This window comes from Nitrospirota bacterium (assembly GCA_037386965.1).
Lineage (GTDB): Bacteria > Nitrospirota > Thermodesulfovibrionia > Thermodesulfovibrionales > JdFR-86 > JARRLN01.
Window position 1 is genome coordinate 15380 of sequence record JARRLN010000020.1, and the last position, 24851, is coordinate 40230.

27 protein-coding genes and 1 pseudogene are annotated in these 24851 nt (G+C 65.2%); 13 read left to right on the plus strand and 15 right to left on the minus strand.

Going from position 1 to position 24851, the window contains the following annotated elements; translation table 11 throughout:
* Position 1: 1 nt before the first annotated feature.
* The 4 genes and pseudogenes from P8Y39_04325 (at position 2) to P8Y39_04340 (ending at position 2971) form a co-directional block, all read left to right on the plus strand.
* Positions 2-520 (plus strand): annotated as a pseudogene (locus tag P8Y39_04325) (M48 family metallopeptidase).
* A 93-nt stretch (positions 521-613) separates the two neighbouring features.
* A complete protein-coding gene (locus P8Y39_04330; GenBank protein ID MEJ2191562.1) occupies positions 614-964 on the plus strand; it encodes a tetratricopeptide repeat protein in 351 nt (116 codons plus the stop codon).
* A 10-nt stretch (positions 965-974) separates the two neighbouring features.
* Positions 975-1544 carry a PsbP-related protein gene (locus P8Y39_04335; protein MEJ2191563.1) on the plus strand — a complete coding sequence of 190 codons (570 nt, stop codon included), beginning with the start codon at positions 975-977 and terminating at the stop codon, positions 1542-1544.
* An 83-nt stretch (positions 1545-1627) separates the two neighbouring features.
* Positions 1628-2971 carry a thymidine phosphorylase gene (locus P8Y39_04340; GenBank protein MEJ2191564.1) on the plus strand — a complete coding sequence of 448 codons (1344 nt, stop codon included), beginning with the start codon at positions 1628-1630 and terminating at the stop codon, positions 2969-2971.
* A 71-nt stretch (positions 2972-3042) separates the two neighbouring features.
* On the opposite strand, the gene P8Y39_04345 is transcribed toward P8Y39_04340, so the two are convergent.
* From P8Y39_04345 to P8Y39_04400, 12 genes are all read right to left on the minus strand, one after another.
* Positions 3043-3564 (minus strand): hypothetical protein, encoded by a 522-nt coding sequence (locus tag P8Y39_04345; protein MEJ2191565.1) that lies wholly within the window; start codon positions 3562-3564, stop codon positions 3043-3045.
* Between the two features lie 247 nt (positions 3565-3811).
* A complete protein-coding gene (locus tag P8Y39_04350) occupies positions 3812-4801 on the minus strand; it encodes a DUF3187 family protein (protein ID MEJ2191566.1) in 990 nt (329 codons plus the stop codon).
* Positions 4798-5256 carry a DUF488 domain-containing protein gene (locus P8Y39_04355; protein ID MEJ2191567.1) on the minus strand — a complete coding sequence of 153 codons (459 nt, stop codon included), beginning with the start codon at positions 5254-5256 and terminating at the stop codon, positions 4798-4800. Before P8Y39_04355 ends, P8Y39_04350 begins: the two co-directional genes overlap by 4 nt.
* Positions 5257-6069: a UDP-2,3-diacylglucosamine diphosphatase LpxI gene (lpxI, locus tag P8Y39_04360; GenBank protein MEJ2191568.1), complete on the minus strand. Its 813-nt coding sequence runs from the start codon at positions 6067-6069 to the stop codon at positions 5257-5259. It abuts the gene before it with no gap.
* Between the two features lie 10 nt (positions 6070-6079).
* Positions 6080-6859 (minus strand): acyl-ACP--UDP-N-acetylglucosamine O-acyltransferase, encoded by a 780-nt coding sequence (gene lpxA, locus P8Y39_04365; protein MEJ2191569.1) that lies wholly within the window; start codon positions 6857-6859, stop codon positions 6080-6082.
* Positions 6860-6861: 2 nt separating this feature from the next.
* Positions 6862-7293 carry a 3-hydroxyacyl-ACP dehydratase FabZ gene (gene fabZ, locus P8Y39_04370; GenBank protein MEJ2191570.1) on the minus strand — a complete coding sequence of 144 codons (432 nt, stop codon included), beginning with the start codon at positions 7291-7293 and terminating at the stop codon, positions 6862-6864.
* Positions 7277-8320: a UDP-3-O-(3-hydroxymyristoyl)glucosamine N-acyltransferase gene (gene lpxD, locus P8Y39_04375; GenBank protein ID MEJ2191571.1), complete on the minus strand. Its 1044-nt coding sequence runs from the start codon at positions 8318-8320 to the stop codon at positions 7277-7279. Before lpxD ends, fabZ begins: the two co-directional genes overlap by 17 nt.
* A gap of 4 nt (positions 8321-8324) precedes the next feature.
* Complete coding sequence (locus tag P8Y39_04380) at positions 8325-8861, minus strand: OmpH family outer membrane protein (GenBank protein MEJ2191572.1); 537 nt, start codon at positions 8859-8861, stop codon at positions 8325-8327.
* 50 nt (positions 8862-8911) lie between these two features.
* Positions 8912-11161 carry an outer membrane protein assembly factor BamA gene (gene bamA, locus P8Y39_04385; protein ID MEJ2191573.1) on the minus strand — a complete coding sequence of 750 codons (2250 nt, stop codon included), beginning with the start codon at positions 11159-11161 and terminating at the stop codon, positions 8912-8914.
* Between the two features lie 206 nt (positions 11162-11367).
* Positions 11368-12093, minus strand: coding sequence for a tetratricopeptide repeat protein (locus P8Y39_04390; GenBank protein ID MEJ2191574.1), 726 nt, complete (start codon positions 12091-12093; stop codon positions 11368-11370).
* Positions 12086-12748 carry a histidinol phosphate phosphatase domain-containing protein gene (locus P8Y39_04395; protein MEJ2191575.1) on the minus strand — a complete coding sequence of 221 codons (663 nt, stop codon included), beginning with the start codon at positions 12746-12748 and terminating at the stop codon, positions 12086-12088. Before P8Y39_04395 ends, P8Y39_04390 begins: the two co-directional genes overlap by 8 nt.
* Positions 12749-12797: 49 nt before the next feature.
* Positions 12798-13736 carry an NADP-dependent oxidoreductase gene (locus P8Y39_04400; protein ID MEJ2191576.1) on the minus strand — a complete coding sequence of 313 codons (939 nt, stop codon included), beginning with the start codon at positions 13734-13736 and terminating at the stop codon, positions 12798-12800.
* Positions 13737-13824: 88 nt separating this feature from the next.
* Between P8Y39_04400 and P8Y39_04405 the strand changes: the two genes are divergently transcribed.
* The gene (locus tag P8Y39_04405) at positions 13825-14373 is read left to right on the plus strand and encodes an archaemetzincin family Zn-dependent metalloprotease (GenBank protein ID MEJ2191577.1); all 549 of its coding nucleotides are present in this window, start codon (positions 13825-13827) and stop codon (positions 14371-14373) included.
* A gap of 2 nt (positions 14374-14375) precedes the next feature.
* Here the strand turns inward: P8Y39_04405 and P8Y39_04410 are convergent, their stop codons facing one another.
* From P8Y39_04410 to P8Y39_04420, 3 genes are all read right to left on the minus strand, one after another.
* Positions 14376-14990 carry a hypothetical protein gene (locus P8Y39_04410; GenBank protein MEJ2191578.1) on the minus strand — a complete coding sequence of 205 codons (615 nt, stop codon included), beginning with the start codon at positions 14988-14990 and terminating at the stop codon, positions 14376-14378.
* A 174-nt stretch (positions 14991-15164) separates the two neighbouring features.
* Complete coding sequence (locus P8Y39_04415) at positions 15165-17783, minus strand: AMP-binding protein (GenBank protein MEJ2191579.1); 2619 nt, start codon at positions 17781-17783, stop codon at positions 15165-15167.
* Positions 17780-18574: an inositol monophosphatase family protein gene (locus P8Y39_04420; protein MEJ2191580.1), complete on the minus strand. Its 795-nt coding sequence runs from the start codon at positions 18572-18574 to the stop codon at positions 17780-17782. Before P8Y39_04420 ends, P8Y39_04415 begins: the two co-directional genes overlap by 4 nt.
* Before the next feature lie 299 nt (positions 18575-18873).
* Between P8Y39_04420 and gspE the strand changes: the two genes are divergently transcribed.
* The 8 genes from gspE to P8Y39_04460 form a co-directional block, all read left to right on the plus strand.
* Positions 18874-20385 (plus strand): type II secretion system ATPase GspE, encoded by a 1512-nt coding sequence (gene gspE / locus P8Y39_04425; GenBank protein ID MEJ2191581.1) that lies wholly within the window; start codon positions 18874-18876, stop codon positions 20383-20385.
* The gene (locus tag P8Y39_04430) at positions 20372-21544 is read left to right on the plus strand and encodes a type II secretion system F family protein (protein MEJ2191582.1); all 1173 of its coding nucleotides are present in this window, start codon (positions 20372-20374) and stop codon (positions 21542-21544) included. Before gspE ends, P8Y39_04430 begins: the two co-directional genes overlap by 14 nt.
* A 43-nt stretch (positions 21545-21587) precedes the next feature.
* Positions 21588-22049, plus strand: a complete 462-nt coding sequence (gene gspG, locus P8Y39_04435; GenBank protein MEJ2191583.1) for a type II secretion system major pseudopilin GspG — start codon at positions 21588-21590, stop codon at positions 22047-22049.
* Complete coding sequence (locus P8Y39_04440) at positions 22018-22509, plus strand: prepilin-type N-terminal cleavage/methylation domain-containing protein (GenBank protein MEJ2191584.1); 492 nt, start codon at positions 22018-22020, stop codon at positions 22507-22509. The genes gspG and P8Y39_04440 overlap by 32 nt, the downstream gene beginning before the upstream one ends.
* On the plus strand, positions 22490-22849 hold the full coding sequence (locus P8Y39_04445) for a type II secretion system protein (GenBank protein MEJ2191585.1): 360 nt from the start codon (positions 22490-22492) through the stop codon (positions 22847-22849). The genes P8Y39_04440 and P8Y39_04445 overlap by 20 nt, the downstream gene beginning before the upstream one ends.
* A complete protein-coding gene (locus tag P8Y39_04450) occupies positions 22849-23460 on the plus strand; it encodes a prepilin-type N-terminal cleavage/methylation domain-containing protein (protein ID MEJ2191586.1) in 612 nt (203 codons plus the stop codon). Before P8Y39_04445 ends, P8Y39_04450 begins: the two co-directional genes overlap by 1 nt.
* Positions 23457-24344: a type II secretion system minor pseudopilin GspK gene (gene gspK, locus P8Y39_04455; GenBank protein ID MEJ2191587.1), complete on the plus strand. Its 888-nt coding sequence runs from the start codon at positions 23457-23459 to the stop codon at positions 24342-24344. Before P8Y39_04450 ends, gspK begins: the two co-directional genes overlap by 4 nt.
* A gap of 6 nt (positions 24345-24350) precedes the next feature.
* Positions 24351-24851: hypothetical protein (locus tag P8Y39_04460; GenBank protein MEJ2191588.1), on the plus strand; the 501-nt coding region annotated here is incomplete at its 3' end.

The window sequence follows — 24851 nt, forward strand, 5'->3', positions numbered from 1 at the left end:
CTCCTACCTGAACGCCGTGGCGCGGAAGCTTCAGCCTCCGGGGGTCCTCAAGAGCATCCCCTTTGAGGTGCGCGTCCTCAAAAACCCCTACCTGGGGGCCTTCTGCTATGCCAACGGGGCCGTCTACATCCACACGGGCCTCCTGGCCCGGATGGAAAACGAGGCCCAGCTGGCCACCCTTCTGGGGCACGAGATGACCCACGCCACCCACCGGCACATGCTCAAGCAGTTCCGCGACACGAAGAACAAACGAGCCGTGCTGGCCACCGTGCACGTCACCCTGGGGGCGGTCCCCGGCGTCGACCTCCTGGGAACGCTGGGGACGGCCGCAGCGGTGACGGGGTACTCCCGGGACCTGGAAAGGGAGGCGGACAAGGTGGGCCTCCGGCTCATGGTGCAGGCCGGCTACGACCCCCGGGAAGCGCCCAAGCTGTTTGAGTTCCTCCTCAAGGAGCTCGAGGAAAACGATATCGAGGAGCCCTATTTCTTCGGGACGCACCCCCGGCTGAAAGAGCGGATAGACACGTACGAGGAACTGCTTGCCGCCACGTACGCCGGGCACACGGGAGGCGTCACCAACAAGAAGGCGTTCATCGCCAGGACATGGCGCCTTGTGTACGACAACGCCGTTTTGGACCTTCGGGCGGGGAGGTTCGACTCGGCCGAAAGGGGCGTAAGGAAATACCTGAGCATCAAGCCCCGGAGCGCCCGGGCCCACGTCCTGCTGGGAGAGATCATCCGGCAGCGGGGCGGGGACGGAGCCCAGAAGGAGGCGGAGAAGCAATACCGGAAAGCCCTGTCCCTGAATCCCTCCCATGCGGAGGCCCACAAGGCCCTGGGGCTTTTGTACCTGAAGGAAGGCCGGAAGGGGCCGGCCAAAAAGTCGTTGAAAAAGTACCTGTCCCTGGCCAAGAACCCCCCGGATAAGGCGTACATAAGGGAATACATCAGACAATGCAAATAGGGAGGCAGACGTGAGAAAACTTCTCCTCATTCTGGCAGTGGCGGCCCTGACGGCGGTGGCCTGCGGCCCGTGGCTCCGCACGGGAGGACCGTACAGCTCGACGTACCTGGACTTCTCGGTGCAGCTGCCCGACGGATGGATGCGCCGGAACATCAACGACCACCTCTTTCTCACCCGCGACGGGGGGCTTCTTCAGAACATCCTCATCGAGCGCGTCAACGTCGCGGACGACCTCACCCACACGAAGAAGAAGTTCGCCCGGGGCATGCTTGCCCAGGAGGCCGCCCAGGTCCTTCTGGACAACTTCCGCTCCGACGAGCAGAAGCAGAACTTCAAGGTCCTCTCCAACGCCCCTGCCAGAGTGGACGGGCACCACGGGTTCAAGGCGGTCTTCACCTACCGGAACGAGGACGGCCTGCCCTTGAAGAGCGTCTACTACGGCTTTCTCGAAGGCGAGTGGTTCTACGGCATCCGCTACACGGCGGCGCAAAGGTACTACTACAAGAAGGACCTCAAGACCTTCGAGGCCGTGGTCAAGAGCTTCCACCTGGGAGCCGCCGGAGGAGGGAAGAAGGCCTGAGCCTGCCCGCCCGGTCTCGTTGACCCGCCCCGCGGGGAGCGGGTATACTTACTGCGTTTCAGGTCGAAACGCAGGGGGGCTTCGTGCGGGCAGCGGACATCATCGGGAAGAAGCGCGACGGCCAGGCGCTCAGCGATGAGGAGATAGCTTTCTTCATCCAGGGGGTGGCCTCGGGGAGCATACCGGATTACCAGGCCTCGGCCCTTCTGATGGCCGTCACGCTCCGGGGAATGGACGAAGCCGAGACGGTCTCCCTCACCCGGGCCATGCTCCGGTCGGGCAGGGTGCTGGACCTCGCCTCCGTGGGCGCCCCCCGCGTGGACAAGCATTCCACCGGAGGCGTCGGCGACAAGGTGAGCCTCATCCTGGCCCCCCTGGCCGCGGCCATGGCCGTGAAGGTCCCCATGGTCTCGGGGCGGGGCCTGGGACATACGGGGGGCACCCTGGACAAGCTCGAGTCCATCCCGGGCTTCAGGACGGACCTCGGTCCCGAGGAATTCGCCGCAAACGTGAAGGAGCTGGGCCTCTGCATCACGGGGCAGACCGAGGAGCTGGCCCCCGCAGACAGAAAGCTCTACGCCCTCCGCGACGTCACAGCCACGGTGCGGTCCGTCCCCCTCATCGCCGCGAGCATCATGTCCAAGAAGCTGGCCGAGGGCGTGCAGGGCCTGCTGCTGGACGTGAAGTGCGGCTCGGGAGCCTTCATGAAGACCCTGGAGGACGCCCGGGAGCTGGCCCGTGCCATGGTGCGCATCGGAGGGTCCATGGGTGTAGCCACCGCCGCTCTCATAACCAACATGGAGCAGCCCCTGGGGAAGGCCGTGGGCAACAGCCTGGAGGTGAAGGAATGCATCTCGGCCCTCAAGGGCAAGGGGGCGCGGGACCTCATGGAGCTGACCCTTGTGCAGACGGCCTGGATGCTCAACCTGGCCGATTCCATCAGCGAGGAGACCGAAGTGCGGCCCCTGAACCAATGGACCCTGAAGAAATACAGGGAAGAGGCCATGGATTACCTGGAGAAGGGGGACGCCCTCAGGAAGTTCGTGCAGATGGTCGACGCCCAGGGAGGCGACCCCGAGGCGGTCTTTGAGCCCTCGCGCCTGCCCCTGGCCGAGAACATCACCCCCGTGGCCGCCCCCGCGAACGGCGTGGTGAGGAAACTCGACGCCTACAAGGTCGGGCGGGCCTCGATGCTCCTGGGGGCGGGGCGCGAGCGGGCCGGGGAGCCCGTGGACCCGGCCGCGGGCATCATCCTGAGCAAGAAGGTGGGCAACGAAATCCGAAGCGGGGAGCCGGTGGCCATGTTCCACTATAACGACGCCGCGCGCCTCGCCGAGGCCCGGGACGTCTTTCTCTCGGGCCTGGAGATAGGGGACCGGGAGCCCGCCCCGCAGCCCCTGGTGCTCGACGTGGTGCTTACCGCCTGAATCTCGTTACCAGCCCGCTTCCCTTCGCCAATGCCGCTGCCAGCAGAAGACGTCACTGGACACAAAAAACTTTACGATACGATGACTACCCCAAGCCCCGCCACCAGGATGTTGGTCAGAGTACCGACCAAGAACCCCATCATTACCCGGGCTCCCAATAGACTCCTCAGCCGCAAATTCTGCCCGTCTCCCGGCACTTGAATGACATTCCCCCATATTTCCCATTTAGTCGCGACCTTGAAGGCAAGCCAAGCTCCGATGAAGAGTGGATAGCCTTCCTTCAACGTCAAGGCTATGAAGAACACTATCCGCTCCAAGGCTCCTAAAATCGCTCCTCCTTCACCTGTATCTGTAAGCTGCCTCCACAGGTTGATGTCCACATTAATATCATTCTCAGCCTTAGAATCAAATACATGTCTCACTATGCGGACGAGCCAGCGAGTCAAGAAGTTGCCTGGCCATGCCATGGCGAAAACGAGGAGACCGTCTGTTACGTGGCCTACGAGGATATAAACAATAGCGGCGGGCAATCCAATGAGTGCAGCCTTCTTTGAGGTCTCTTCCAGCACGTAATACATGATGCGTCCAAGCATCGCGTATTATACCGCAAGCCCCTCAGCCGCACAAATTCCAGTTGTCTCGCCTTGGCAAAACCCCGCCATTTTGATACCAGAAATGCACGTGGATAGTCCGCTTCCAGCGCTCTAGGCGCGAAGAAAGATGACCTTTCCCTAGTCGGGGAGCACATCGGAAGCCTTCCAATGCCGGACCATGAGGCTGCCGGGCTGCTCAGGACAGAGAGAGGAGAGGAAGCGCACGAGGCCCTGGATTTACGAAGCTTTACTGCCTGAATGTATACCGATACCCCAGGGAGACCATGAAGTCCGGCGCGCCGGCGGTGTTGGGGTCCTCCGAGAAGCTCGCCTCCAGGGCCGACCCCTCTCCCATGCCGTAACGGAGGCCGAGGCTCCAGAGCAAAGAAACGGTGTCCAGCTCCCGGATGCCGGTATCGAAGGGCGAGCCCTGCGCCATGAGCTGGGTAAGGAGGGAGAGCCGCCCGGCGGCCTCCCACTCAATCCCCGCGCCTCCGTAAAGAAAATCATGCAGGGGCACGTCCACCTCCTGCCCCCGGTAGGAGCCCATGAAGACCGCCCCGCCGTTCAGATAGGCGGTGAGGCCCCGCCGGAGTGAAGCGTCAAGGAGCACCGCCGCGCCCCCATGAAGCTCCCCGCTTCCAAACCCCCGGTCCGGGTCCCCCGTGGGCAGGTCCAGAAAGCCGTAAAGGCTCACATAGGGGTTGCCCCGGTAAACGGCCTCCTTGAGCCAGAGGCGCACGTCCCCGGGGGCTATCCGCCCGGCCCTGCCCTCCACCACCGTCTTGCCCCGGCGCTTGACCACGAAGAGGAAGTCGTTTTCCGGGCGCGTGTGCCTGCCGTAGTCGCCGAAGCCGAAGGCGTCGTGGTAGGCGTTCAGGGGGCCGTCGAGGACGCCGCTCTGATACCCGATGACCGGAAGCTCGGCGCCCACCTCGGTGCGGTCGCCCAGGAGCCGGGCGGCCTCGAGGGTGAGGACTGCGGCCTCCAGGTCGATGGAGGCGGTCCACTCGGGCGAGCTTTCGAGCTCGAAGGTGCTCGAATACGTAAGGGTTGCCCCAAGGAAGCTCCGGCAGCGGGCCTCACGGAGCCGGGGCGCACCGGTGGCCAGAAAGAGGGGGTGGCTGTTGACAACCCGAAGGGGCCCGCCCGGGGCGCCTTGGGCCCCGGGGACGAAAACAAGAAAGAGCGACGCGCCCGCCAGAAGAAGGATTTTCCGCAAATTCACCCCCGTCATGGCGACGCCCCGCCCCCCGGCACCCAGACCTTGTCCTTCTCGATGATGTGCTCCACGCGCCAGCCCCGGCGGGTGAGCTCCCGGGCAATCCACTTGCGGTGGCACTTCCAGGGAAAGCGCTCCGAGCAGAGAATCACCGCCCGGGCCTCCCGGGCCAGGGCCTCCAGGGCGTCCACCGCCCCGGCGAACTCCTCTGTCCCGGCGTAGGCCGCAAACCCGCCCTTTCTCAGGCCCCCCAGCCCGGCCCCGAGCCATCGGTAGCCCACCTGCATCCGCCCTAGGCTTTCCTCGAGGCTCTCGCGGGAGAAGTGGGGGAAGTTCCTGCTCCAGGGGCGGCTCCGCACATCGAGGACGAGCCCCAGGTCGTAGGCCAGGAGAATTTCCACGAAATATTCCTCCGAGCGCCGGTCGGTCCCCAGGGTGTAGATGAGGCGGGCGGCGGAGGCGCCGGGCACTCAGTCTTCCTTCACGCCCGCGACGATTATGCCCGCCCCGGCGGCCCGCTCCAGGAAGCGCTCCTTTTGCATGATGATGCTCCGCCCGGCCTCCAGGGCCAGGACCGCCGCCTCCACGGAGGCCATGGCCTCCAGGGTCTCCATCCCCACCACGGGAATGTCGAAGCGGAGGTCCTGCCGGGGGCGGCTCACCTTCACCACCACCGCCCCGCCTCCCGCAAGCCCGCCCCCGCGGATGATGGCCTCGTCCGTGCCCTCGATGGCCTCCACGGCCATCACCGCCCGGTCCTTCACCACCACCGTCTGTCCGATGTCCAGCTCCCCTATGCCTTTGGCCATCCTGAAGCCGAAGGCGATGTCCTTCTTCTGCTCGCGGCTCGGCCCGACGCGCGTGAGCTTGCCGCCGGGGGTGAGAAGCCCTCCCAGAAAATCCTGAAGGCCGAGGAAGGTAATGCCCTCCTTCTCGAACTCCCGGGCCACGGCGTTTATGATGGTGTCGTCCCTCCGGTCCTTGAGCCTGAGCAGAATGCCCACCCCCTTGAGGTCGGGCTTCACGCCGCCCCGGTAAAGGAGGGTCTTGGGTATCTTTCCCGCCATCACCACCCCGGTGACGCCCTCTCCCTTGAGGTACTTGACGATGGCGCCCACCTTGCCCACGTTGAACCACTGGACGGTCTCCGCCTTCCCGGCCAGGGCGCCTCCGGTCAGGGACTCCAGGGCCACGAGCACGAGGCCGTGGCCCGCGGCCTTTATCTCGTCGGCCACCAGCACGGGCAACTCCCCGGTGCCTGCTATCAACCCGATGGCTGCCATGGAGGAAGGCTCAGCGGCAGATGCCCCGCTTCTTTGCCTGGATGAACTCGACAAGATGCAGGATGTGCCGGTTCGGGGGGAGCTCCTTGGTCACCTTCTCCAGGGCGGCGTCCATGGAAAGGTTCTGCTGAAAGAGGACGGAGTAGGCGCGCTTGAGCTCGCCGATGGCCTCGGCGGAGAAGCCCTTGCGCTTGAGGCCCACCACGTTCAGCCCGTAGAGGCGGGCCTCCACGCCGGAGGCTATCATGTAGGGGGGGACGTCCTGCCTGACGCCGCTGACCCCTCCCACCATGGCGTACTCTCCGATACGGACGAACTGGTGGATTCCCGTGTGCCCGCCGATGATGACGTTGTCCTCCACCAGGACGTGGCCCGAGAGCCCCGCATAGCTGGCCATGACGACGTTGCCTCCCACCCGGCAGTCGTGGGCCACGTGGACGTAGGCCATGAGGAAGGTGTCGTCCCCCACGCGGGTGACCCCGTCGCCCCCGACGGAGGCGCGGTGGACGGTGACGTACTCCCTGATGATGGTACGGTCGCCGACCGTGACGGCGGTGTCCTCGTCCCTGTACTTGAGGTCCTGCGGCGGCTGCCCGAGGTAGGAGAAGGGATACAGCTGGCAGGAGCGGCCTATCTCGGTGCGCCCCTCCAGGACCACGTTGCCGTGCAGGCGGGTGCCCTTGCCGATTCTCACGAGAGGGCCGACGATGCAGTAAGGGCCCACGGAGACGTCTTCGTCAAGAAATGCCCCCTCCTGCACGATGGCAGTGGGGTGGATGAAAGTCGCCATGCCTACTCCTTTGCCGCCATCATCGCCGAGAACTCCGCCTCGGCGGCCACCGCGTCGCCCACCAGGGCCCGGCCGGTGAACTTGTAGACGTTGCCCCTCTTCTTCAGGACCTGCACCTCGAACCGGAGCTGGTCGCCCGGGATGACGGGCCGCCTGAATTTCGCCTTCTCTATGCTCATGAAGTAGATGTTGGGTATGTCCATGTCTCCGGACTTTATCGCCAGGATGGCGGCCGTCTGCGCCATGGCCTCCACGATGAGCACGCCGGGCATGATGGGGTTGCCGGGAAAATGGCCCAGGAAGAACTCCTCGTTCACCGTGACGTTCTTCAGCCCCACGATGGAGGAGTCGGGCTCCATCTCGACGACCCTGTCCACGAGCAGAAACGGATAGCGGTGCGGAAGATAATTGGTCAGCTCATTGATGTTCATCATCCTCGCCCTCCTCACTCCCTTCGAGCAGCTGGATTTTCCTCTCAAGCTCCAGAACCCTCCGGTGCATCTCCGGGAGCTTGTTGAAAAGGCTCACGGCGCGGAGCCAGTCCCTGTGCGGGATGGCCGGCGCGCCGCCGTAAACGCCCCTCGGGGTGTCCGACATGACGGCGGCCCGGGCGGCCAGCATGACGCCGTCCTGGACCCGCACGTGGTCGGCCACGGCGGCCTGCCCCCCCAGGACGACATGCCCGCCCAGGGAGCTGCTTCCCGCCACGCCGGACTGCGCCACCAGGATGGAGTGCTCCCCCACGCGCACGTTATGGGCCACCTGCACCAGGTTGTCTATCTTCGTGCCGCGCCCTATGACCGTGTTGCCCGTCGTGGCCCGGTCGATGGTGACGTTGGCCCCCACTTCGACGTCCTCCTCGATGAGGACGCCCCCCACCTGGGGGACCTTTACATGCCTGCCCCCGCGCTCCAGGTACCCGAAGCCGTCTGCCCCCACCACCGTGCCGGCATGAATGACCACCCGGTCGCCCACCCGGGTTCCCTCCATGAGCGCGACGCCGGGGTAAAGGACGCAGTCCTCGCCCACCGTGACGCCCCGGCCCAAAAAGACGCCGGGAAAGACGGCGGTCCCCCTCCCCACGCTTACCCCTTCGGAAAGGACGGCGAAGGGCTGCACCGAGACCTCCTCGGCGAGCGTGACCCCGCCGGCCACAAAGGCCCGCGCGCTCACCCCCGGCGGCACGGGCGAGGGCGGGTGGAAACGCCCAAGGAGCAGCGCGAAGGCGTAGTGGGGGTCGTCCACCTTGACCTGCGCTCCCCGCAGCCCCGGCAGGACCTCCCTGACCAGGAAGCAGGAGGCCGCGCTCTCCCGGGCGCGCTTCTCCTGGCGGCTTCCGACGACGAACGTGATGTCTCCGGCAGCGGCTTCCCCGATGCCGGAGACGCCGGCAATGTCCTCCTCCGGGTCCCCCCCGTGCAGTTCGCCTCCGAGAAGGCGGGCTATCTCCCTGAGCTTCATCGGCCTACGGTGCCGGCTTCGCCGCCTGTTTCTCTTTGTAAATCTTGTCGTACCTCTCGATGACGGTGTTGGTGATATCCACGCCTTCCCTGGAATACAGGATGACGTCGGACGGGAGGATGATGGTGTAGCCCCCCTCTTTCCCGATGGAGGAGATTATAGCATCCAGGTCCTTGAGGATGCTGACCTCTTTCTGCCGCTGCAGTTTCTGAAGCTCGGTGTTGGCGTCGGAGACCATGCGCTCGATGTCGCGGTCCAGCCGCTGTATCTCGTCCTTGCGCTCCTGTACGGCCGCCTCCGAGAGTGCCGTGGACTGCCTTTCAAGCTCTTTTTGAAGCGCCTCCTTCTTCTTGACCTTCTCCTGTATCTTCGCCCTGTTCTCCTTTATCCTGTCCTCGAGCTCGGCCTTGGTCTTCACGCCGGACTCCGACTCGTTCAGGGCCTTCTGAAGGTTCACGAAACCGATCTTCAAGTCCTTGTCGGCTGCGTAGGCCGTTCCCGCCAGCGCCAGGGCCAGCAGGAAAACGAGAGCTTTCCTCATCTTCTCCTCCTTCTCGCATTTCTTTTCCGGGGAGCTCCCCCCGGGACCTCTCAGAAGAACGTGCCGATGGCGAACTCCCACTTGGCGCTGTCTTCGCCCGCCCTGCGGTCGAGGTTCACGGCGTACTCCAGCCTCAGGGGCCCGATGGGCGAAATCCACCTGATGCCCGCACCCGTAGAATACCTGAAGTCTATTTTACTGTCATAGGCGGTCCCCGCGTCAAAGAACACGCCTCCCTTGAGGCCGAAGGAGGACAGGAGCGGGAAGACGTAGTCGACGTTGAAGATGAGGCGCTGGAGGCCGCCGATGTAATCCCCCCGGTCGTCGCGCGGGCCCACATCCCTCACGCCCCGGACGGTGTATATGCCCCCCACCCTGTAGCGCTCGAACAGCGGAAGCTTCTCGCCGAAGATGCCCGTGCCGTAGCCGTACCGGGCCTTGAGGGAAAGGGCCGACCGGCGCGTCACCGGCAAGACGACGTTGCCCTCGAGGTTGACCTTGAAGAACTTGTTCTCGCCCCCGAGGCCGGCGAAGTCCGTCGAAACGCCGAACCGGGTGCCCTCGTGAGGGTCTATGTAGTTGTCCCGGGTGTCCCGCAGGATGGAGGGCGAGATGCTGCTTGTCAGGCGCGTGCCCTCCTGCTCCCGGATGAGGGAGGAGGCGTCTTCGTCGATATGGGAGATGGTGGCCTCCTCGATGCGGTACAGGGCGCCGGCGTGCCAGTACTCCCAGAAGCTCCTGCCCAGCCCCAGGGAGAAACCCGTGGCCTCCTTGTCGAAATCGGTGAATTCGCGGTTGGAGTTGTAGAGGCTGGCATCCAGGGAGACGGGCCGGTCGAAGAGCCAGGGCTCCCGGAAGGAAACCTCGTAGAAATCGCTCCTGCTGCCCAGCTCCGCCTTGATCTTGATGTACTGGCCGCGGCCGCCCAGGTTGGCCTGGGTGAAGTCCACGGTGCCGATGAGCCTGTCCACCGAACTGTAGCCCGCCCCCATGTTCAGGAAGCCCGTGGCGCGCTCCTTGACGTTGACCTCCAGGTCCAGGGTCTTAGTCTTCGCATGGGGGCGGGGGTTGAGCTTGACCTCCTCGAAAAAGTTCAGGTTCTTCAGCCTCTGCAAGCTCCGCTTGAGCTTCTCTCCGTTGAATATCTCCCCCTCCTTCAGCCGTATCTCCCGCCGGATGACCTTGTCCATGGTCTTGACGTTCCCCCGGATCTCTATCCGCCCCACCCTGTACTGGTCCCCCTCGCTTATGCGGAAGATGACGTCCGCGGTCCTCTCTTTCTCATGGACCGCAAGGTCGGGGAACACGGCGGCCAGGGCGTAGCCCCGGGTGCCGTAAAGCTCGGTGAGGGCGGCGACGTCCTGGCTCAGGGTCTTCTTGCTCACCACCTTTCCGGGCTCCGAGACAACCTTCTCGCGGAGCTCCGCATCCGTAAAGACGGTATTCCCCTGGAAAGAGATGGACGAAACGCGGAACTGCTGGCCCTCCGCCACGGGGATGGTGATGTCCATCTGCCGTTTGTCCTCGCTGAGCCGGAGCTTGGGCTCCGAGACCGCGGCCTCGACGAAGCCCTTGTTGTGGTAGACGTCCTCTATCCTGCCCAGGTCGTTGTGCAGCCGCGTTTTCTCGTAGCGTCCGCCCTTGGTAATCCACGAGTACAGCCAGCAGTACTCCGAGGTCTTCATGGCCCTCTTGAGGGTGAAGCCCGAGATTTCCTTGTTGCCCTCGATGCTGATGTCGTCTATCTTGACCCTGGGGCCCTCGATGATATAGAAGGTCAGGGTGTCGGCTCCCTCCTGCACCCGCTTGAGGACGGGGACCACGACGGTCAGGGGATAGCCCTGCTCTTCGTAAACGGCCCTCAGGGCATCGGCGTTCTGCTGGATGAGGACCACGTCGGCCAGGGAGCCCGGCGTGACCGTCAGGCGCTCGGAGAGCTTGGACTTCTCGATTTCCTTGTTGCCGAAGATGGTGACGCGGCGGATGGAGGGCTTCTCCTTAACGACATAGACGAGCCGGACCCCGCCCTCGAAGGCCTCCACCTCCACCCGCACGTCGTCGAAATAGCCCATGGCGTATATGTCCTTGATATCCCGGGAGACGGCTTCGGTGGAGAGGGGCGCGCCGACCTTCTGGGATATGTGGCTCCGGACCGCATCGGCCTCTATCCTCCTTAATCCACGCACCTCTATGTCCTTCACCACGGGGGCCACCTGCCCCAGGGCGGCGTCAGAGGACAACATGCTCAGGAGGACGGCAAAAAAGACGGCAAATCCTGCCAGGCCAGCGTATTTCCTCATTTTCTCCCAGACCGCGGAAGCTATAGTATATAATCAGGGCCGCCGTTCTGTAAACAATCTCCAAGGGGACACGGACGGGGCATCGCACGCGGGGGGCGCGCACAGGAGGGGAGCCGGACGAAATCCGGCAGGGACGGGTGATTATGGCAAGCCCGGCCCCGAAGAAAGGGAGGGTCCGGAAAATCCCCGGAAGGCCGAGAGGCGGCTCAGCCCTTTCCTTCGGGCTGTGCTCCCTCCTCCTGCTCCGGAAGGCCGGCCTTCGCGCGCGCCTGCCCGGCGAAGGGGGACTCGGGGAAGGAGGTGGCCAGGGCCTCGTACTTCTCCCTGGCCTCTTCCTTCTTGCCCATGCCTTCCAGGATGCGGGCCGCGTCCATGAGGGCGAGGTCCTTCAGGGAGTCCGACTTGGACGACGACAGGGTCTCCAGGAAGGAAAGGGCGTCCTCGGCCCTGCCCTCCTGGAGGGAGACCATGGCCATCTTGTACAGGGCCACGGACGTGAACGGCTCCTGCTCGGGGAATTTCGCTCTCAGCTCCTTGAGCGCCTTCATGGCCTCGCCGTACTGGCCCATGTCGTAGTGGCTGTAAGCGACGAACAGAAGGCTGTACGGCTCGGGCTTGGCCTCGTACGCATCGGCGAATTCCTCCAGGGCCAGGCGGGCCCGCTCGGAATGTACGACGGGTATGTCCTGGTAGAGGCCGAAATAGCGCTTGAACCCCGCGTACGTGTATTTCTGCGCACTGCTGGCGGCCGCGCGAAAGTAAAACAGAACGCCCGTGGCAAGCACGATGAGGACCGCAAAGGAGGCGGCGGCCCAGATGAGCTGCCTCTGTTTCCGCAGAAGGGCATCCCCCACCCGCGCGAAGGTGGTCTCGAAGTCTTCGCTCCCGGGGGCCGTCCTCTGTTTTTTCTTCTTCTTGATGACTCTAGCCATGTTTCCTCCTGAGGGATTTCCGGACAAGTTCCCGGGACGTCTCGAAGACCTGCTCCACGAGGGCCGCCTTTATCCCGGCCCCGAGCAGCAGCATGCGGGCCCTCTCCGTCGTTATGAGGTCCTCGGGGCCGTGGGCGTCGGTGTTGATGACGAGGTGGGCTCCCTCCTCCAGGGCCACCCGGGCCACGTGCCCGTTGCTGATGCAATGGCCCTTTCGTGCGGTAATCTCCAGGGCGACTCCCTTCTCGGCGGCCAGGGCCGCCTCCTCGGGGCCGATGAGCCCGGGATGCGAGAGAATGTCCGCCCCGGCCAGGATGGCCGCCCTGTTGGTCCCCGCCAAGACGGGCTCGGCCAGCGTCTCTCCGTGCACCACCACCAGCTCGGCCCCCAACTCGCGGGCCTCTTCCGCCATCCCGGCGATGAGGGCCGGAGGAACGTGGGTCAGCTCCACCCCGGCGATGACTTCCAGGGAGACATGCCCCCTCAAGCGCCTCACGGCCTGAAGCGTCCGGGAGACGACGAAATCCAGGTTGGAGGCGTCCACATGGTCGGTGATGGCCAGCGCCTTGTAACCCCTGGCCTCCGCCCGCCGGGCAAGCTCGAAGGGCAGAAGCTCTCCGTCGCTCAGTATGCTGTGGGTGTGCAGGTCGAGCATCTCATCAAAAGATACAAAAAAGGCGGGTGAATTGTAAAGAAACGCGGCCTTATGAGCCCGGGACGGCAAGGACGATTTTTCCCCGGGCGTGGCGCGAAGCGCTGAGCTCATGGGCGCTCCGGACGTCCTTCAGCGGCAGTACCGTACCCACCACGGGGCGTATGCGCTCCTCACGGAGGAGCTGGGCCACCTCGGCAAGCTGCCCGCCGTCGGGGCGCATGAGGAGGTACTCGGCGCGCACCCCCCGCTCGCCGGCCAGGGCGGCGTCGGGACGCTCCAGCAGGGAGACGACCACCCCGCCCTTCCTCAAGACCTGGACGCTCCTCCTGTAGACGTCCCCTCCCACGGTGTCGAGCACGATATCGTACTCCCCGAGCCGCTCGGCGAAATCCTCCCGGGTGTAGTCGACGGCTTCGTCGGCCCCGAGGGCCTTGACGAAGTCCACATTGGTGGGCCCGCAGGTGCTGGCCACGTGGGCGGCATGGACCTTGGCAAGCTGCACGGCGAAGCTGCCCACCCCGCCCGAGCCGGCGTGGACGAGCACCCGCATCCCTTCGGTGAGTCCGGCCTTCACAAGCAGGGCCTGCCAGGCCGTAAGAGCCACCAGCGGCACCGCGGCTGCCCCTTCGAAGGAGACGTTATCGGGCTTCCGCGCCAAGAGGTCCTGCCTGACCACGACGTACTCGGCATAGGTGCCCATGCGGCCCATGTCGTTACAGAAGAAGACCGGCTCCTCCCGGGAGGCGAACGTATCGGCTCCGCGGCCCGCTTCCTTCACCACGCCGGCCCCGTCCATGCCGAGGACGAGGGGGAACCGATAGCCCATGGCTTCCTTGAGATAGCCCTCGCGGATTTTCCAGTCCACGGGGTTCACGCCCGCCGCACGCACCTGGACCAGGACCTCACCGTCGCCTGGCTCGGGCACCGGAACGTCCCTGATTTGGAGCACCTCGGCCCCGCCGAACCTGTCAATAACCGCCGCCTTCACCGGTCTGCTCCTTTCCGCTCCCTTTTTCTTTACCACGAAAGGGGCAGGGGGTCAACGGACATCATGAGGTGGGATACAATGGGGGAGGATGAGAAGAATCGATGTCCTTCCCATCGGCTTTGTAGAGGAGACGGTGCTGGCATACGTGGCCCGCGCCCTTGCGGGCGCCTTCCGCGTGCGGACGGAGATAAGGCCGGGGCTGCGCCTGGGGGAAGACTCCTACGACCCGCGCCGCCTTCAGCATAACGCTACGGCGCTTCTGGAGCGCCTCGCGAGGGAGCGGAGCGCCGGTGCGGACAGGGTTCTGGGCGTGACGGAGGCTGACCTTTACGCGGCCGGGCTCAACTTCGTCTTCGGGCAGGCCGATGTGCGCTCCGGGGCGGCGGTCATCTCTCTGGCCCGGCTCAGGCCGGAATTCTACGGCGAGCCCCATGAGGAAGGGCTTTTCAGGCTCAGGGCCCTGAAGGAGGCGGTGCACGAGGTCGGCCATACCCTGGGGCTCGGTCACTGCAAGAGCCCCCGGTGCGTGATGCATTTTTCAAACTCCCTGGCCGACACCGACAGAAAGGGCGAGGGCTTCTGCCCCAGGTGCCGGAAAGAGGCCGCCCTTCCGGTGGAGAGTCCCCGGGGGGAGTGAGGCTACTTCTTTTTCTTTTTCTTCCCCTTCCCTTTGCCGCCTTGAGAGCCGTGGGCATGGGCCTGCTTCTTCTCCTTCACCCGCCCGTGGATGTCCACGAAGCCCGCACCCTGCTCCCGCATGTCCATGATGGCCTCCACGGAATACCCGTATTGCTCGGAAAGGAACCTCAGGTTTACCAGGTTTACGACGTCGCTGTCGGAGAGCTTGAGCTTCTTCCACTCCTTCTTCGGCTTTCCCATGTAGCGGCCGTAAGCCTTTCCGTGGGGTCCCGAGGGCGCCGGAACGTAGAATATTTCCGCGGTCTGCCCGAACCTCAGGGCGATGTCCAGCCAACTGAGCCCTCTGAGCCTCAGCTCGACGATGGCATCGGGTGACACGCCGGCCGTCCGGGCGAGGAAGAAGACCACGGGCAGCTCCTCCTCCGGGATGCTGGACTTCTCCACCTCGACCACCGTGGGCTCGGGCGCGCCGAAGTAATCACCCACGGCCAGGTGGAAGCTCTCTATCCCTTCCTCCCCCACCGAGATGCCGAAACTCATGTCCGCCGCGCGGGCCGGTCCCGCGAGGGGGAAGAGAACGAGGACGGCCAGGACGAAAAATATCTTTCGCATCATGTCTCCTTTCCAGGGCGAGAAGAAGCCCTCCGGGCTTTCCGGGAAGTTACGAACCGGCATTGAAGCCTTGAAAAATATTTTATACTCCATGCACTTTAAGGCATTGATTCGTGAACCATATCATGCTCCCGGCAGTATTGTATCAGGAGGTCTTCGGAGCAGGGGTGCGGCGAATCACCGCGCCAGGGCCGCCACGGCGTCGCGCACCTTGGCGGTGAAGTACTCGTACTCGTCCATGTGCGGGGGCTTGTCCGAGAGGGAGACGTCCCCCGGCCTCACGGGAGCGCCGACCCTCAGGCAGAGCCGCGCTCTCCTCGGCCGGCGGGCGCCCCGGGGAAGGGCCTGAAAGGTCCCCCCAAGCCAGGCGGGCACGACCGGGACACCGAGCCGGAGGGCCAGGATGCCCACCCCCCGCTTGAAGTCCATGAGCCTGCCGTCGAAGCTCCGCCCCCCCTCGGGGAAGACGAAAAGGGCCTTCCCCTCGCGGAGGACATGCGCAGAGAGGCGAAGGGCGGCCTCCAGCCGGGCGTCGGGGTTGATGGTGATGACGTGGGCCAGCCTGCCGAAGAGCCTGGTAAGGGGGTTTGCAAAGAAGCGCCTCTCTCCCTGAAAGTAAAGCCTCCTGAACGTCTCCGGGGGCAGGGCCGAGGCGGCCACGAAGGCGTCCAGGTAGCTGGCGTGGTTGGCCACCATGATGAAGGGCGGCTCCGGCAGGTTCTCCCGGCCCTCGAGCCGAAGACCATAGAACGCCCCGAAGAAGGCCCTGAGGAGGGCCAGGGCCCCGCGGGCTACGGGCCAGTCCAGCGGGCCTTGGAGGAGCCCAGCCTCGCGCTTCTCCTGCTCCGTGGGCTCCCCGGAAAGGGCGGCTCCCATGCCCGGGGCTTCCGCGCGGGGGGCCTCCCCGGGGCCTGCCCGGCGCAGCTCCTTGATGAGTCTTAAAAGCTCCTCCACGGTGTATACGGCGGCCATGGCCTCGCCGGATATCCGCACGCGCAGCCTTTGCTCCAGGGATTCGGCCAGCTCCACCTTTCTTAACGAGTCGATGCCCAGGTCAAGCTCCAGGCTCTCAGAAAGTGTAACGGGGACCTCCTCGGGGATGACCTTCTTGAGTACCGAAAGAAGCTCCCTGCCCAGGTCGTCTTCCGTAAGGGCGGGGTCGTCCCTATCCGGGGGGGCCGCCGCCCCTTCCGCAGGGGTCGCCGGGCGGACCAGGTGCCGCTTGAGCTTCCCCAGGGGGGTGCGGGGCAGGGGCTCCGCGCTCAGGGTGAAGCCCTTGACCCGCATGTGCGGGGGAAGCCCGGAGGAAAGCCGCTTTATCTCCCACCCGAGCACTTCCCTGAGGTTGCCTATCTTCTGGTGCCTTGCATATGCCATGTCGGGCACCACGACGGCATGGAGGCGCCCGTCCTTCTCCAGGACGCAGGCCTCCTCGACAAGGGGGGAGAGCAGCAAGTGGGCCTCCACCTCCTCGGGATAGACGTTCTTGCCCGACTGCAGGACGATAAGCTCCTTCAGGCGGCCCGAGATGTAGAGATACCCCTCGTCGTCCATGTGTCCGAGGTCCCCGGTGCGGAACCAGCCGTCCAGGAAGGCATTGCGCGTTTCCTCCGGCCTCCGGTAATACCCCCTGGTAACCATGGGCCCCCGGACGGCCACCTCGCCATCGCCGTCTCCGGAGGGCTCGAGTATTTTGATCTCCGCCCCCAGGACGGCCCTGCCCACCGAGCCCGACTTCCTCTTACCCGGCGGGTTGAAGCAGACGATGGGAGAGGTCTCCGTAAGGCCGTAGCCTTCCACCACCGTAAAGCCCATGGCCTCCATCCCCTCCATTACCCCGGGGTCGAGCCTGGCCCCCCCGCATGCGAGAAACCTGAACCGGGGTCCGAGCAGGCGCCCGGGAAACCAGCCCATGAGGTTGACACCCCACCGGCGCCTGAGCAATCCGGCCAGGTCCACGCCCCGGAGGGCGAGCCATGCCAGAGGGGCGGGAAGGCCCCCCAGCCTCTCTCTCAGGCGCCCGTAAAGCGCCTCCACTATCTGAGGCACGGCCACAAGCACGGTCGCCTCCGTTTCCCTGACGGCCCTCAGCATCTCCGCCCCCTTCAGGCTCCCCGGATAGGTGATGCGTCCCCCCAGCAGAAGGGGGACCAGGAAGGTGCACATGAAGGGATACGTATGATGAAGGGGCAGGACGGCGAGCACATTGTCCCGGCCCGAGATGATGCCCATGCCCATCACCGCCTGGGCGTCGGAAAGCAGGTTCCCATGGGTGAGCATGACTGCCTTGGGGTTGCCGGTGGTCCCCGACGTGTAAAGAAGGGAGGCCACGGCCTCGTCGTCTTCATCTTCCCCCGGAGGGGCTTCGGGCCGGGGGGAAGCCTCAAGAGGAGAGTCCACGTTGAGCTTCCGGATGTCGAGGTCCGTCAGGGCCGCGTCCGCCGCCCTAGCCGTGGCGTTCGTATGAATGAGCACCCGGGCCCCGGAGTCCGCAAGGATGTTGCGCATCTCCCGCGCGGTGAGACGGACATCCAGGGGAACGGCGACCTGGCCCGAAAGCAGGATGCCCAGGTAGGCCGCGCACCATTCGGGGCGCGCCTCCCCCAGCAGGGCCACCTTCTCCCTCGGGGCCAGGCCGAAGCCGCCGAGGGCGGCGCCCAGGGAGCGGGCCTTCTCCAGGAAATCCCGGTACGTGAGGGGCTCCCAGCCCCCGGGGCCGCGGAAAAGAAAGGCCGTTTTCTCGCCGTGCCGGAGGGCCGCCGAGCGGAGGGTCGCCTGTATGGTCCGCCCCTTCACCGGAGGAGTCCTAAAGCCTTCCGGTGAAGGGCCCGGTTTCCCGAGGCCAGAAGCGAAGCGCTCCTCTTGACAAGGAGGGGCACCTCGTCGAGCCCCTCTCCTTCGAGGTCGGTCATCATCCCCCCGGCCTCCTTCACCAGGAGCCATCCGGCGGCGAAATCGACGCTCCGCGAAGGAGCCGGGTTGACGAAGATACTCACGGCTCCCGCAGCCAGGTAGGCCAGGTCCAGGGCCACGGCCCCCAGGCACCGCGTGCGCCGGGCGTCCTTGAACAGGGGCAGTATCCGGGGGACGTCCCTCTCGGGGCTCTGGGCCTCGTAGGCCACCACGTAGAGGGTCTCGTCCCGCTGGGCATGCACGGGCTCGCCGTTCAGAAAGGCCCCCTTGCCCAGCTCCGCCCAGAACTCGTCGCCGTTTACCAGGTTGATGACGTAAGAGACCTCCGCGCCCTTGAGCGTATCGCCTCGGGCCACCGCCATGGAGGTGCAGTAATAGGGCAGGCCGCTGATGGCGTTTCGACTCCCGTCGATGGGGTCCACGAGGACCCGCCGGTCCCCGCCGCCGTTGAGGCTCACTTCGCCCGCCTCCTCGGAGACGACCAGGAGGGGCAGGCCCGAGGCCCCGAGGGCTGCGATGACAATCTCCTCGGCCTTCTTGTCCACCGGGTGCGTCCGGTCCCCCCCGGCCCCGCGGGGATAGCGGCCCCGGGCGTAGCCCGCCGCACCCTCCGCCCTGAAGGAGGCAATCTCCCGCCGGATGTCCCGCCCTATGGAGCGCAAAAGGTCAAGCATCAATGGAGTATTGTACCCCGAGCGGAGGGCAAACGTCCTCCGTCCGGAGGCTTTCTCTTTAGAACCTGTCTCACAATTGATTTCGAAGCGAAAGAGAGAATAAATGGCGGCAGACAAGGAGGAAAGGGGAAATCGCCGGAGGCGCAGCAGAGCTGCGTTGAGGACGATTTTTCCTCCAGGACGCCGTATGACGCCATTTAGGCCTCTTTGAGCCGGAAGCAATTTCGAGACAGGTTCTCCTGTTATTTTTGCCGCGCCCCACTTATAATAATAGTGAATACGTCCGTGGAGGTTGGACCATGGATGGCCGCGCCCTGAAAGACGAAGACATCGAGATTGCCCTTCTGAAGGAAGTGCCCCTTTCCTTTGCCAAGGGAAACGCGGTCCTGCCGGTAAGGAGGGAGAACGGCACCCTTTTCGGCCTGGTGGCCGACGACCTGGGAAAACTGGCCATGCGTGAGCTGGCCGTGCGCTACGGCCTCACCCCCCGGACGGAGAGCATGGAGCGGGAGAAGGTCCTTGAGCTCATCAACAGGTTCTACGGGCAGGTGGGCTCGGCCGAGGAGGTGATGCACCGCATCAGCGGGGACGACCTCTCCTCGGTGGCCACGGAGTTCGAGCGCCCCCGGGACATCCTGGAGCTTACCGAGGAAGGCCCCATCATCCGGCTGCTGAACGCCCTGCTGCAGCAGGCCGTAAAGGAAAGGGCCAGCGACATCCACGTGGAGCCCTACGAGAAGGAGCTTGAGGTGCGCATCCGCGTGGACGGCGTCCTGAGGAGCGTTCTCTCCCCGCCCAAGATAATCCAGGACGCCCTGGTCAGCCGGGTGAAGATAATGGCCAACCTCGACATCGCCGAGAAGCGGCTCCCCCAGGACGGGCGCATCCGCCTGCTGGTGGGGGGGCGGGACATAGACATCAGGGTCTCGGTGGTGCCCACCGTCCACGGGGAGCGGGCGGTCCTGAGGCTCCTGGACAGGATGCAGGGCATCCTGGGGCTCTGGGAGGTGGGCATGGAGAAGGTCCAGGAGGCCGCCTTCGAGGAGCTTCTCATGCGGCCCGACGGCATCGTCCTGGTGACGGGGCCCACCGGCTCGGGAAAGACCACCACGCTTTACGCCGCCCTCAACCGCATCCATTCGGAGGAGAAGAATATCGTCACCGTCGAGGACCCGGTGGAGTACCAGCTCAAGGGCATCGGCCAGATACCGGTGAATCCGCGGACGGGCCTTACCTTCGCCAGAGGGCTCCGCTCCATCCTGAGGCAGGACCCCGACGTCATCCTGGTGGGGGAGATACGGGACCGGGAGACGGCGGAGATAGCTATCCAGGCCTCCCTCACGGGGCATCTCGTGCTCTCCACGCTGCACACGACGGACTCCTCAAGCGCCCTCACGCGGCTGGTGGACATGGGAGTGGAGCACTTTCTTGTTGCCTCCTCCCTGAGCGCGGTGCTGGCGCAGCGCCTGGCGCGCCTCATCTGCCCCCACTGCAAGGAATCCTACCGGCCCACGGCCGCCGAGTCGGTCTACTTCGCCTCGCCGCCGGAGGCCCTGTGGCGGGGAAGCGGGTGCGCAAAGTGTAACGGCACCGGCTACCTGGGCCGCCTGGGCATCTTCGAGCTCCTGGTCGTGGACGGCGAGGTGCGCCGCATGGTGAGCGACCTCAGGGACGCCCCAGCCATCAAGGCCTACGCCGTCTCCCGGGGTATGCGGACCCTGAGGGAGGACGGCCTGGCCAAGGTCCTGGCGGGCCAGACGACGCTTGAGGAAGTCCTGAGAACCACGCAGAAAGACGATGCCGCTTTATAAGTACAAGGGGTATGACCCGCGGGGCGGGGAGGCCGTGGGCACCGTGCAGGCCGACGGCCCCCACGACGCCGCCCTGAAGGTCAAGGCCCTGGGGCTTTATCCCCGGAAGCTCGAGCGCCTGGCTTACGGCAAAAAGGGGCGGCTTTCGGCCCTCCTGCCCCAGAGGGAGGGGGGGCATCTGCCCTCGGCCACCCGGCAGCTGGCCGTCCTCCTTCACTCCGGCGTCCCCCTGGTGGAGGCACTGCGGGCGCTGTCCGAGGAGAAGGGGGGGCGCCTCAGGGGAATCCTGGTGGGGATAAGGGAGCAGGTGGCCTCCGGCTCGAGCCTGGCCCGGTCCCTGGAGGGCCACCCCGGGCTGTTTCCGGAATTCTACCGGAACATGGTGGCCGCCGGAGAGCAGAGCGGAAACCTCGACACCGTCCTGATGCGCCTGGCCGATTACCTGGAGTTTCAGGACTCCGTGCGGGAGAAGGTCCGTACGGCCCTGATGTATCCGGTCTTCATGGCCGCCGTGAGCGTGCTCGTGCTGGGTTTTCTCTTCACGTTCGTCGTGCCGAAGATCGTTACGATATTCGAGGACACACAAAGCGCGCTGCCCTTTCTCACCGTGGCCCTCATCGCCATAAGCAACCTCTTCGTCCATTACTGGTGGGCCCTTCTCCTAGGGGCAGCGCTCGCCGCCCTGGGGATACGGAGATTCTTCCGCTCCCACAAGTCCAGGGCGGACAGGCTTCTCTTCCGCCCCCTCGAGAGCCTCTATCTCACCCGGTTCGCCCGGACCCTGGGGTTCCTCCTGGAGGGAGGGCTCCCCGTCCTCAGGGCCATGGAGCTTGCGGGAAAGGCGTCGGGAAACGCCTGGCTCTCGGAGCGCTCCCGGGTGGCGGCCCTCAAGGTGAAGGAGGGGGGAAGGCTCTCGGCCTCCCTGGCCGGGCTGCCCCCGGTGCTTCTGGAGCTGATTGCCACGGGAGAGCGGAGCGGGCAGCTCGCCGCGGTGCTGGAGCAGGCGGGGAAGTCCTACGAGACCGAGTTCGACAGGAGGATACAACGCGGGCTGGCCCTGCTGGAGCCGGCCATGATCCTGACCATGGGCGTGGTGGTGGGGCTCATCGTCTTCGCCGTCCTGTTGCCCATGTTCCAGTTGAACCAGATCATCAAATAGACACGGCGCGATACAATTCGCATCGAAAAGGGAGGGTTTCACGGTGAAGGAATCGTACGAAAAGACAAAGCGGCGGCGCGCGGAGGGGGGCTTCACCCTGATAGAGCTCATCGTGGTGCTGGTCATCCTGAGCCTCCTGGCCGCCGTGGTGGCCCCCAAGATGCTGAGCAGGGCCGAGGACGCAAAGGTGACGGACGCCAAGGTGCAGATGCGCAACCTGGAGACCGCGCTCAAGCTCTTCAAGCTGGACAACGGGTTCTACCCCACCACGGAGCAGGGGCTTGAGGCCCTGGTGGAGAAGCCCAGCACGGGACGCATACCCAAGAACTACCGCGAGGAAGGATACCTGGAGAAAAGCCGCGTTCCTCTGGACCCCTGGGGCAACCCGTTCATCTACGTCTCGCCGGGCCAGAACGACGACTACGAAATCGTCAGCATGGGGGCCGACGGCCAGGAAGGCGGCGAGGGCCACGATGCCGACCTGCAAAGCTGGAACGTCCAGTAGTAGGCGCTGCGGAGCCCGGGACGGCCGGGGCTTCACTCTGTTTGAGCTCCTCGTGGTCCTCATGCTCCTCTCCCTGGTGATGGCCGTCGTCCTGCCGTCCCTGGGGCGCTCCGGGGAGAAGCTCCGCTCCGAGGCGCGCTCCCTGGCCTCGATACTGAGGAACCTGGAGGACTCGGCGGCCACCCGCAAGCAGACCTTCTCGGTGACCTTCGAGCTCCCCGGAGGACGCGTCTCCTGGGAAGAGCCCGAAGGGACCCGGTCCGAGGAGTTCCCGGGCCTGAGCGCGGTGGAGCTTCAAAGCAGGGGGATGGTAAAGGACGGGACCCTGGTGGTCTATTTCCCCCCGTCGGGGCCGGCCGAGTACATGAACGTCTATGTCACCGAAGGGGACAAGGAGCTAGTAGTCTCCGTAAACCCCATAAGCAGGAGGGTAAAGGTCCATGAGGCCGCGGAGCAGTAGGGGCTTCACCCTTCTGGAGGTCATGATTGCCCTGGCCATCGTCGGGGGGCTTCTCGTCACCCTCCTTTACACCCTCGGCTATCACCTGGACGTGGCCGCCCGCCAGGAGGCCGCCACGGTGGCCACCATGCTCGCCAAGAACAAGCTCACGGACTTCAAAGAGGACCCCACCGAGGAGTCGGGCTCCTTCCCCGAGCCCTTCGAGGACTTCCGCTTCCGGGTGCAGAGGCTCGCCTCCCCCTACCCCGGCGTGCTCCGGGTGAAGGTGACCGTCACGGGCAGGGGCGAGGAGGTGTCCCTGAGCGAGTTCATGCTGGCCGAGACGACGGGAGCCGGTTGATGAGAAGGACGGACCGTCCGGAGGGCTTCACCCTCCTGGAAATGCTTCTGGCCCTGGCCATCGCCTCGGCCATGCTCGCCGTCCTGTACAGCACCTTTTTCGTCTCCAACAAGGCCGTCCGGGGCAACGAGGAAACCCTTCTCAGGCTTCACGAAGTCCGCGCTTTCATGGACGTCCTCAAGAGGGAGCTGGAAGCGGCCCTTCCCCCCGAGGGCCAGAGCCATGCCTTCATCATCCGGGACAGGGACATGTACGGGGCGCCGGCTTCGGAGCTTTCCTTTACCTCGCACCTCTCCCCCCTCTCCGGTCCCGCGCGCCTGGGTTACCGGGTTGAGGAGAAGGAAGACAGGCTCGTTCTCATGAAGACCCTGGTGCCGGCCTCCCAGCCGTCCTCCCCCGGGGGCGGCGGCGTGTCCGAGCCGATGGAAGCGGAGGCCCTGGAGCAGGTCGTCTCCTTCGCCGTGGAGGTCAAGAGCCGGGGCAGCTGGATAACCACGTGGGAGAACCAGGGGCTGCCCGAGGAGCTAAGGGTCACGGTAACGGTCCCCCTGGGGAAGCGGGAGCTGACCCTGACCGAGACGGTGCGCCCCCGGATAGGCAGGAGGATATGATGCGCTCCGAGCGGGGGTTCGTCCTGGTCGCCGTCCTGGGCGTGCTGGCCCTCATCACCGCCCTGGTGACGGAGTTCGCCTACGGCGTCTTCGTCAACACCTCGCTCCTCAGCAACTGGCAGACCTCCCAGCGCCTCTCCGTGGCCGTCAACTCCGGAGCGAGCATCGCCGCCCGCCTCATAAACGAAGAGATAAGGAAAAAGTCCTACACCTACCCCGGCACGGTGAACCTTCCGCCCTATGACGTGGGCGACGGCCTGTTCGCCTCGGTCTCCATCGAGGACGAAAACTCGAAGTTCAACCTCAACGACCTGGTGGACCCCAACGGAACGGCCAACAAGAAATACGTGGAGTCCTTCGCCCGCCTCCTGGGTGCGCTGGAACTGGATGAAAACCTCGCCTGGGCCCTGGCCGACTGGATGGACGCCGACGAGGTGCCCCTCATATCGGGCGGCGAGGAGGGGGCGAAGAACGCCCCTTTTTCAAGCGTGCGTGAGCTCCGCCTCGTCCCGGGCATGGACGAAGAGACGTACAAGGTCCTCCTGCCCCACGTTACAATCTACGGGAAAAAGGGGTTTACCAAGGCCCAGGTGAACATCAATGGTGCGAGCGTGCCCGTGCTCATGAGCATCTCCCCGGACATCACCGAAGACATGGCCAAGCGCATCGTGGGCTACCGGGAGGTCACCCCTTTCAAGGCGGTGGCGGACCTTCAGAAGGTGGCGGGCTTCGAGACCCTGAGCATAGCGCTCACCGGCCGCATCACCGTCCGGGGGGAGGCCTTCAGGGTCACGGTCACCGCGGCCTCGGAGGACGGGCTCCTGAGGACCGTCGAATTTGTCATGGACCGGTCGGGACTTGTAAAGTATTGGGAGGAGAGCTGAGGCAGGGTGCCGCTTACCGCTTTTTTTGACATGACCTCCCCGCACGAGGGGATGCTCTACGTCCTGGACCGCCAGGGGCGGAAGGTGCAGGACCGGCAGCCCTTCGAGCTGAGGGAGGACGGGGGCCTTCTTCTGAAGGAGGAGGCCCCGGCGGGCGTGGCGGACTCCTTCCTGAGCCTCCCGCTTTCGCTCCTGAACTTCCGGATGCTCCGCCTGCCCTGGGCCGAGCCGGAAAAGATACGGGACACCCTGCCCTACGAGCTTGAGGGCCTGGTGCTGGGCTCTCCGGAGGATTACGTTTTGGACTTCGCGGTCCTGGGCGAGCAGGACGGAGGGCACGGCGTCCTGGTGGCCTGCCTCGAGAAGGAGACGCTGCGGGGCATCCTGGAGGCGCTGGCCAGGGCCGGCATGGACCCCCGGGCGGTCTGCTCGGTGCAGGCCGCGGCGGTCCTGGAGACGGCGCCCTCCCCGGAGGCGCTCCCGGGGCTCCTTCTGGAGGGGGTGGAG

Excerpts from the sequence above, each read along its gene's own strand:
- P8Y39_04445 (MEJ2191585.1), top strand. The coding sequence starts at position 22,490 with ATGAGGCCGCGGAGCAGTAGGGGCTTCACCCTTCTGGAGGTCATGATT.
- lpxA (MEJ2191569.1), bottom strand. The coding sequence starts at position 6,859 with ATGGCGACTTTCATCCACCCCACTGCCATCGTGCAGGAGGGGGCATTT.
- P8Y39_04440 (MEJ2191584.1), top strand. The coding sequence starts at position 22,018 with ATGCCGACCTGCAAAGCTGGAACGTCCAGTAGTAGGCGCTGCGGAGCC.
- P8Y39_04345 (MEJ2191565.1), bottom strand. The coding sequence starts at position 3,564 with ATGCTTGGACGCATCATGTATTACGTGCTGGAAGAGACCTCAAAGAAG.
- P8Y39_04395 (MEJ2191575.1), bottom strand. The coding sequence starts at position 12,748 with ATGCTCGACCTGCACACCCACAGCATACTGAGCGACGGAGAGCTTCTG.
- P8Y39_04430 (MEJ2191582.1), top strand. The coding sequence starts at position 20,372 with ATGCCGCTTTATAAGTACAAGGGGTATGACCCGCGGGGCGGGGAGGCC.
- P8Y39_04450 (MEJ2191586.1), top strand. The coding sequence starts at position 22,849 with ATGAGAAGGACGGACCGTCCGGAGGGCTTCACCCTCCTGGAAATGCTT.
- P8Y39_04390 (MEJ2191574.1), bottom strand. The coding sequence starts at position 12,093 with ATGGCTAGAGTCATCAAGAAGAAGAAAAAACAGAGGACGGCCCCCGGG.
- P8Y39_04405 (MEJ2191577.1), top strand. The coding sequence starts at position 13,825 with ATGAGAAGAATCGATGTCCTTCCCATCGGCTTTGTAGAGGAGACGGTG.
- P8Y39_04410 (MEJ2191578.1), bottom strand. The coding sequence starts at position 14,990 with ATGATGCGAAAGATATTTTTCGTCCTGGCCGTCCTCGTTCTCTTCCCC.
- P8Y39_04380 (MEJ2191572.1), bottom strand. The coding sequence starts at position 8,861 with ATGAGGAAAGCTCTCGTTTTCCTGCTGGCCCTGGCGCTGGCGGGAACG.
- gspK (MEJ2191587.1), top strand. The coding sequence starts at position 23,457 with ATGATGCGCTCCGAGCGGGGGTTCGTCCTGGTCGCCGTCCTGGGCGTG.
- lpxD (MEJ2191571.1), bottom strand. The coding sequence starts at position 8,320 with ATGAAGCTCAGGGAGATAGCCCGCCTTCTCGGAGGCGAACTGCACGGG.
- P8Y39_04420 (MEJ2191580.1), bottom strand. The coding sequence starts at position 18,574 with ATGCTTGACCTTTTGCGCTCCATAGGGCGGGACATCCGGCGGGAGATT.
- bamA (MEJ2191573.1), bottom strand. The coding sequence starts at position 11,161 with ATGAGGAAATACGCTGGCCTGGCAGGATTTGCCGTCTTTTTTGCCGTC.
- lpxI (MEJ2191568.1), bottom strand. The coding sequence starts at position 6,069 with ATGGCAGCCATCGGGTTGATAGCAGGCACCGGGGAGTTGCCCGTGCTG.
- P8Y39_04350 (MEJ2191566.1), bottom strand. The coding sequence starts at position 4,801 with ATGACGGGGGTGAATTTGCGGAAAATCCTTCTTCTGGCGGGCGCGTCG.
- fabZ (MEJ2191570.1), bottom strand. The coding sequence starts at position 7,293 with ATGATGAACATCAATGAGCTGACCAATTATCTTCCGCACCGCTATCCG.
- gspE (MEJ2191581.1), top strand. The coding sequence starts at position 18,874 with ATGGATGGCCGCGCCCTGAAAGACGAAGACATCGAGATTGCCCTTCTG.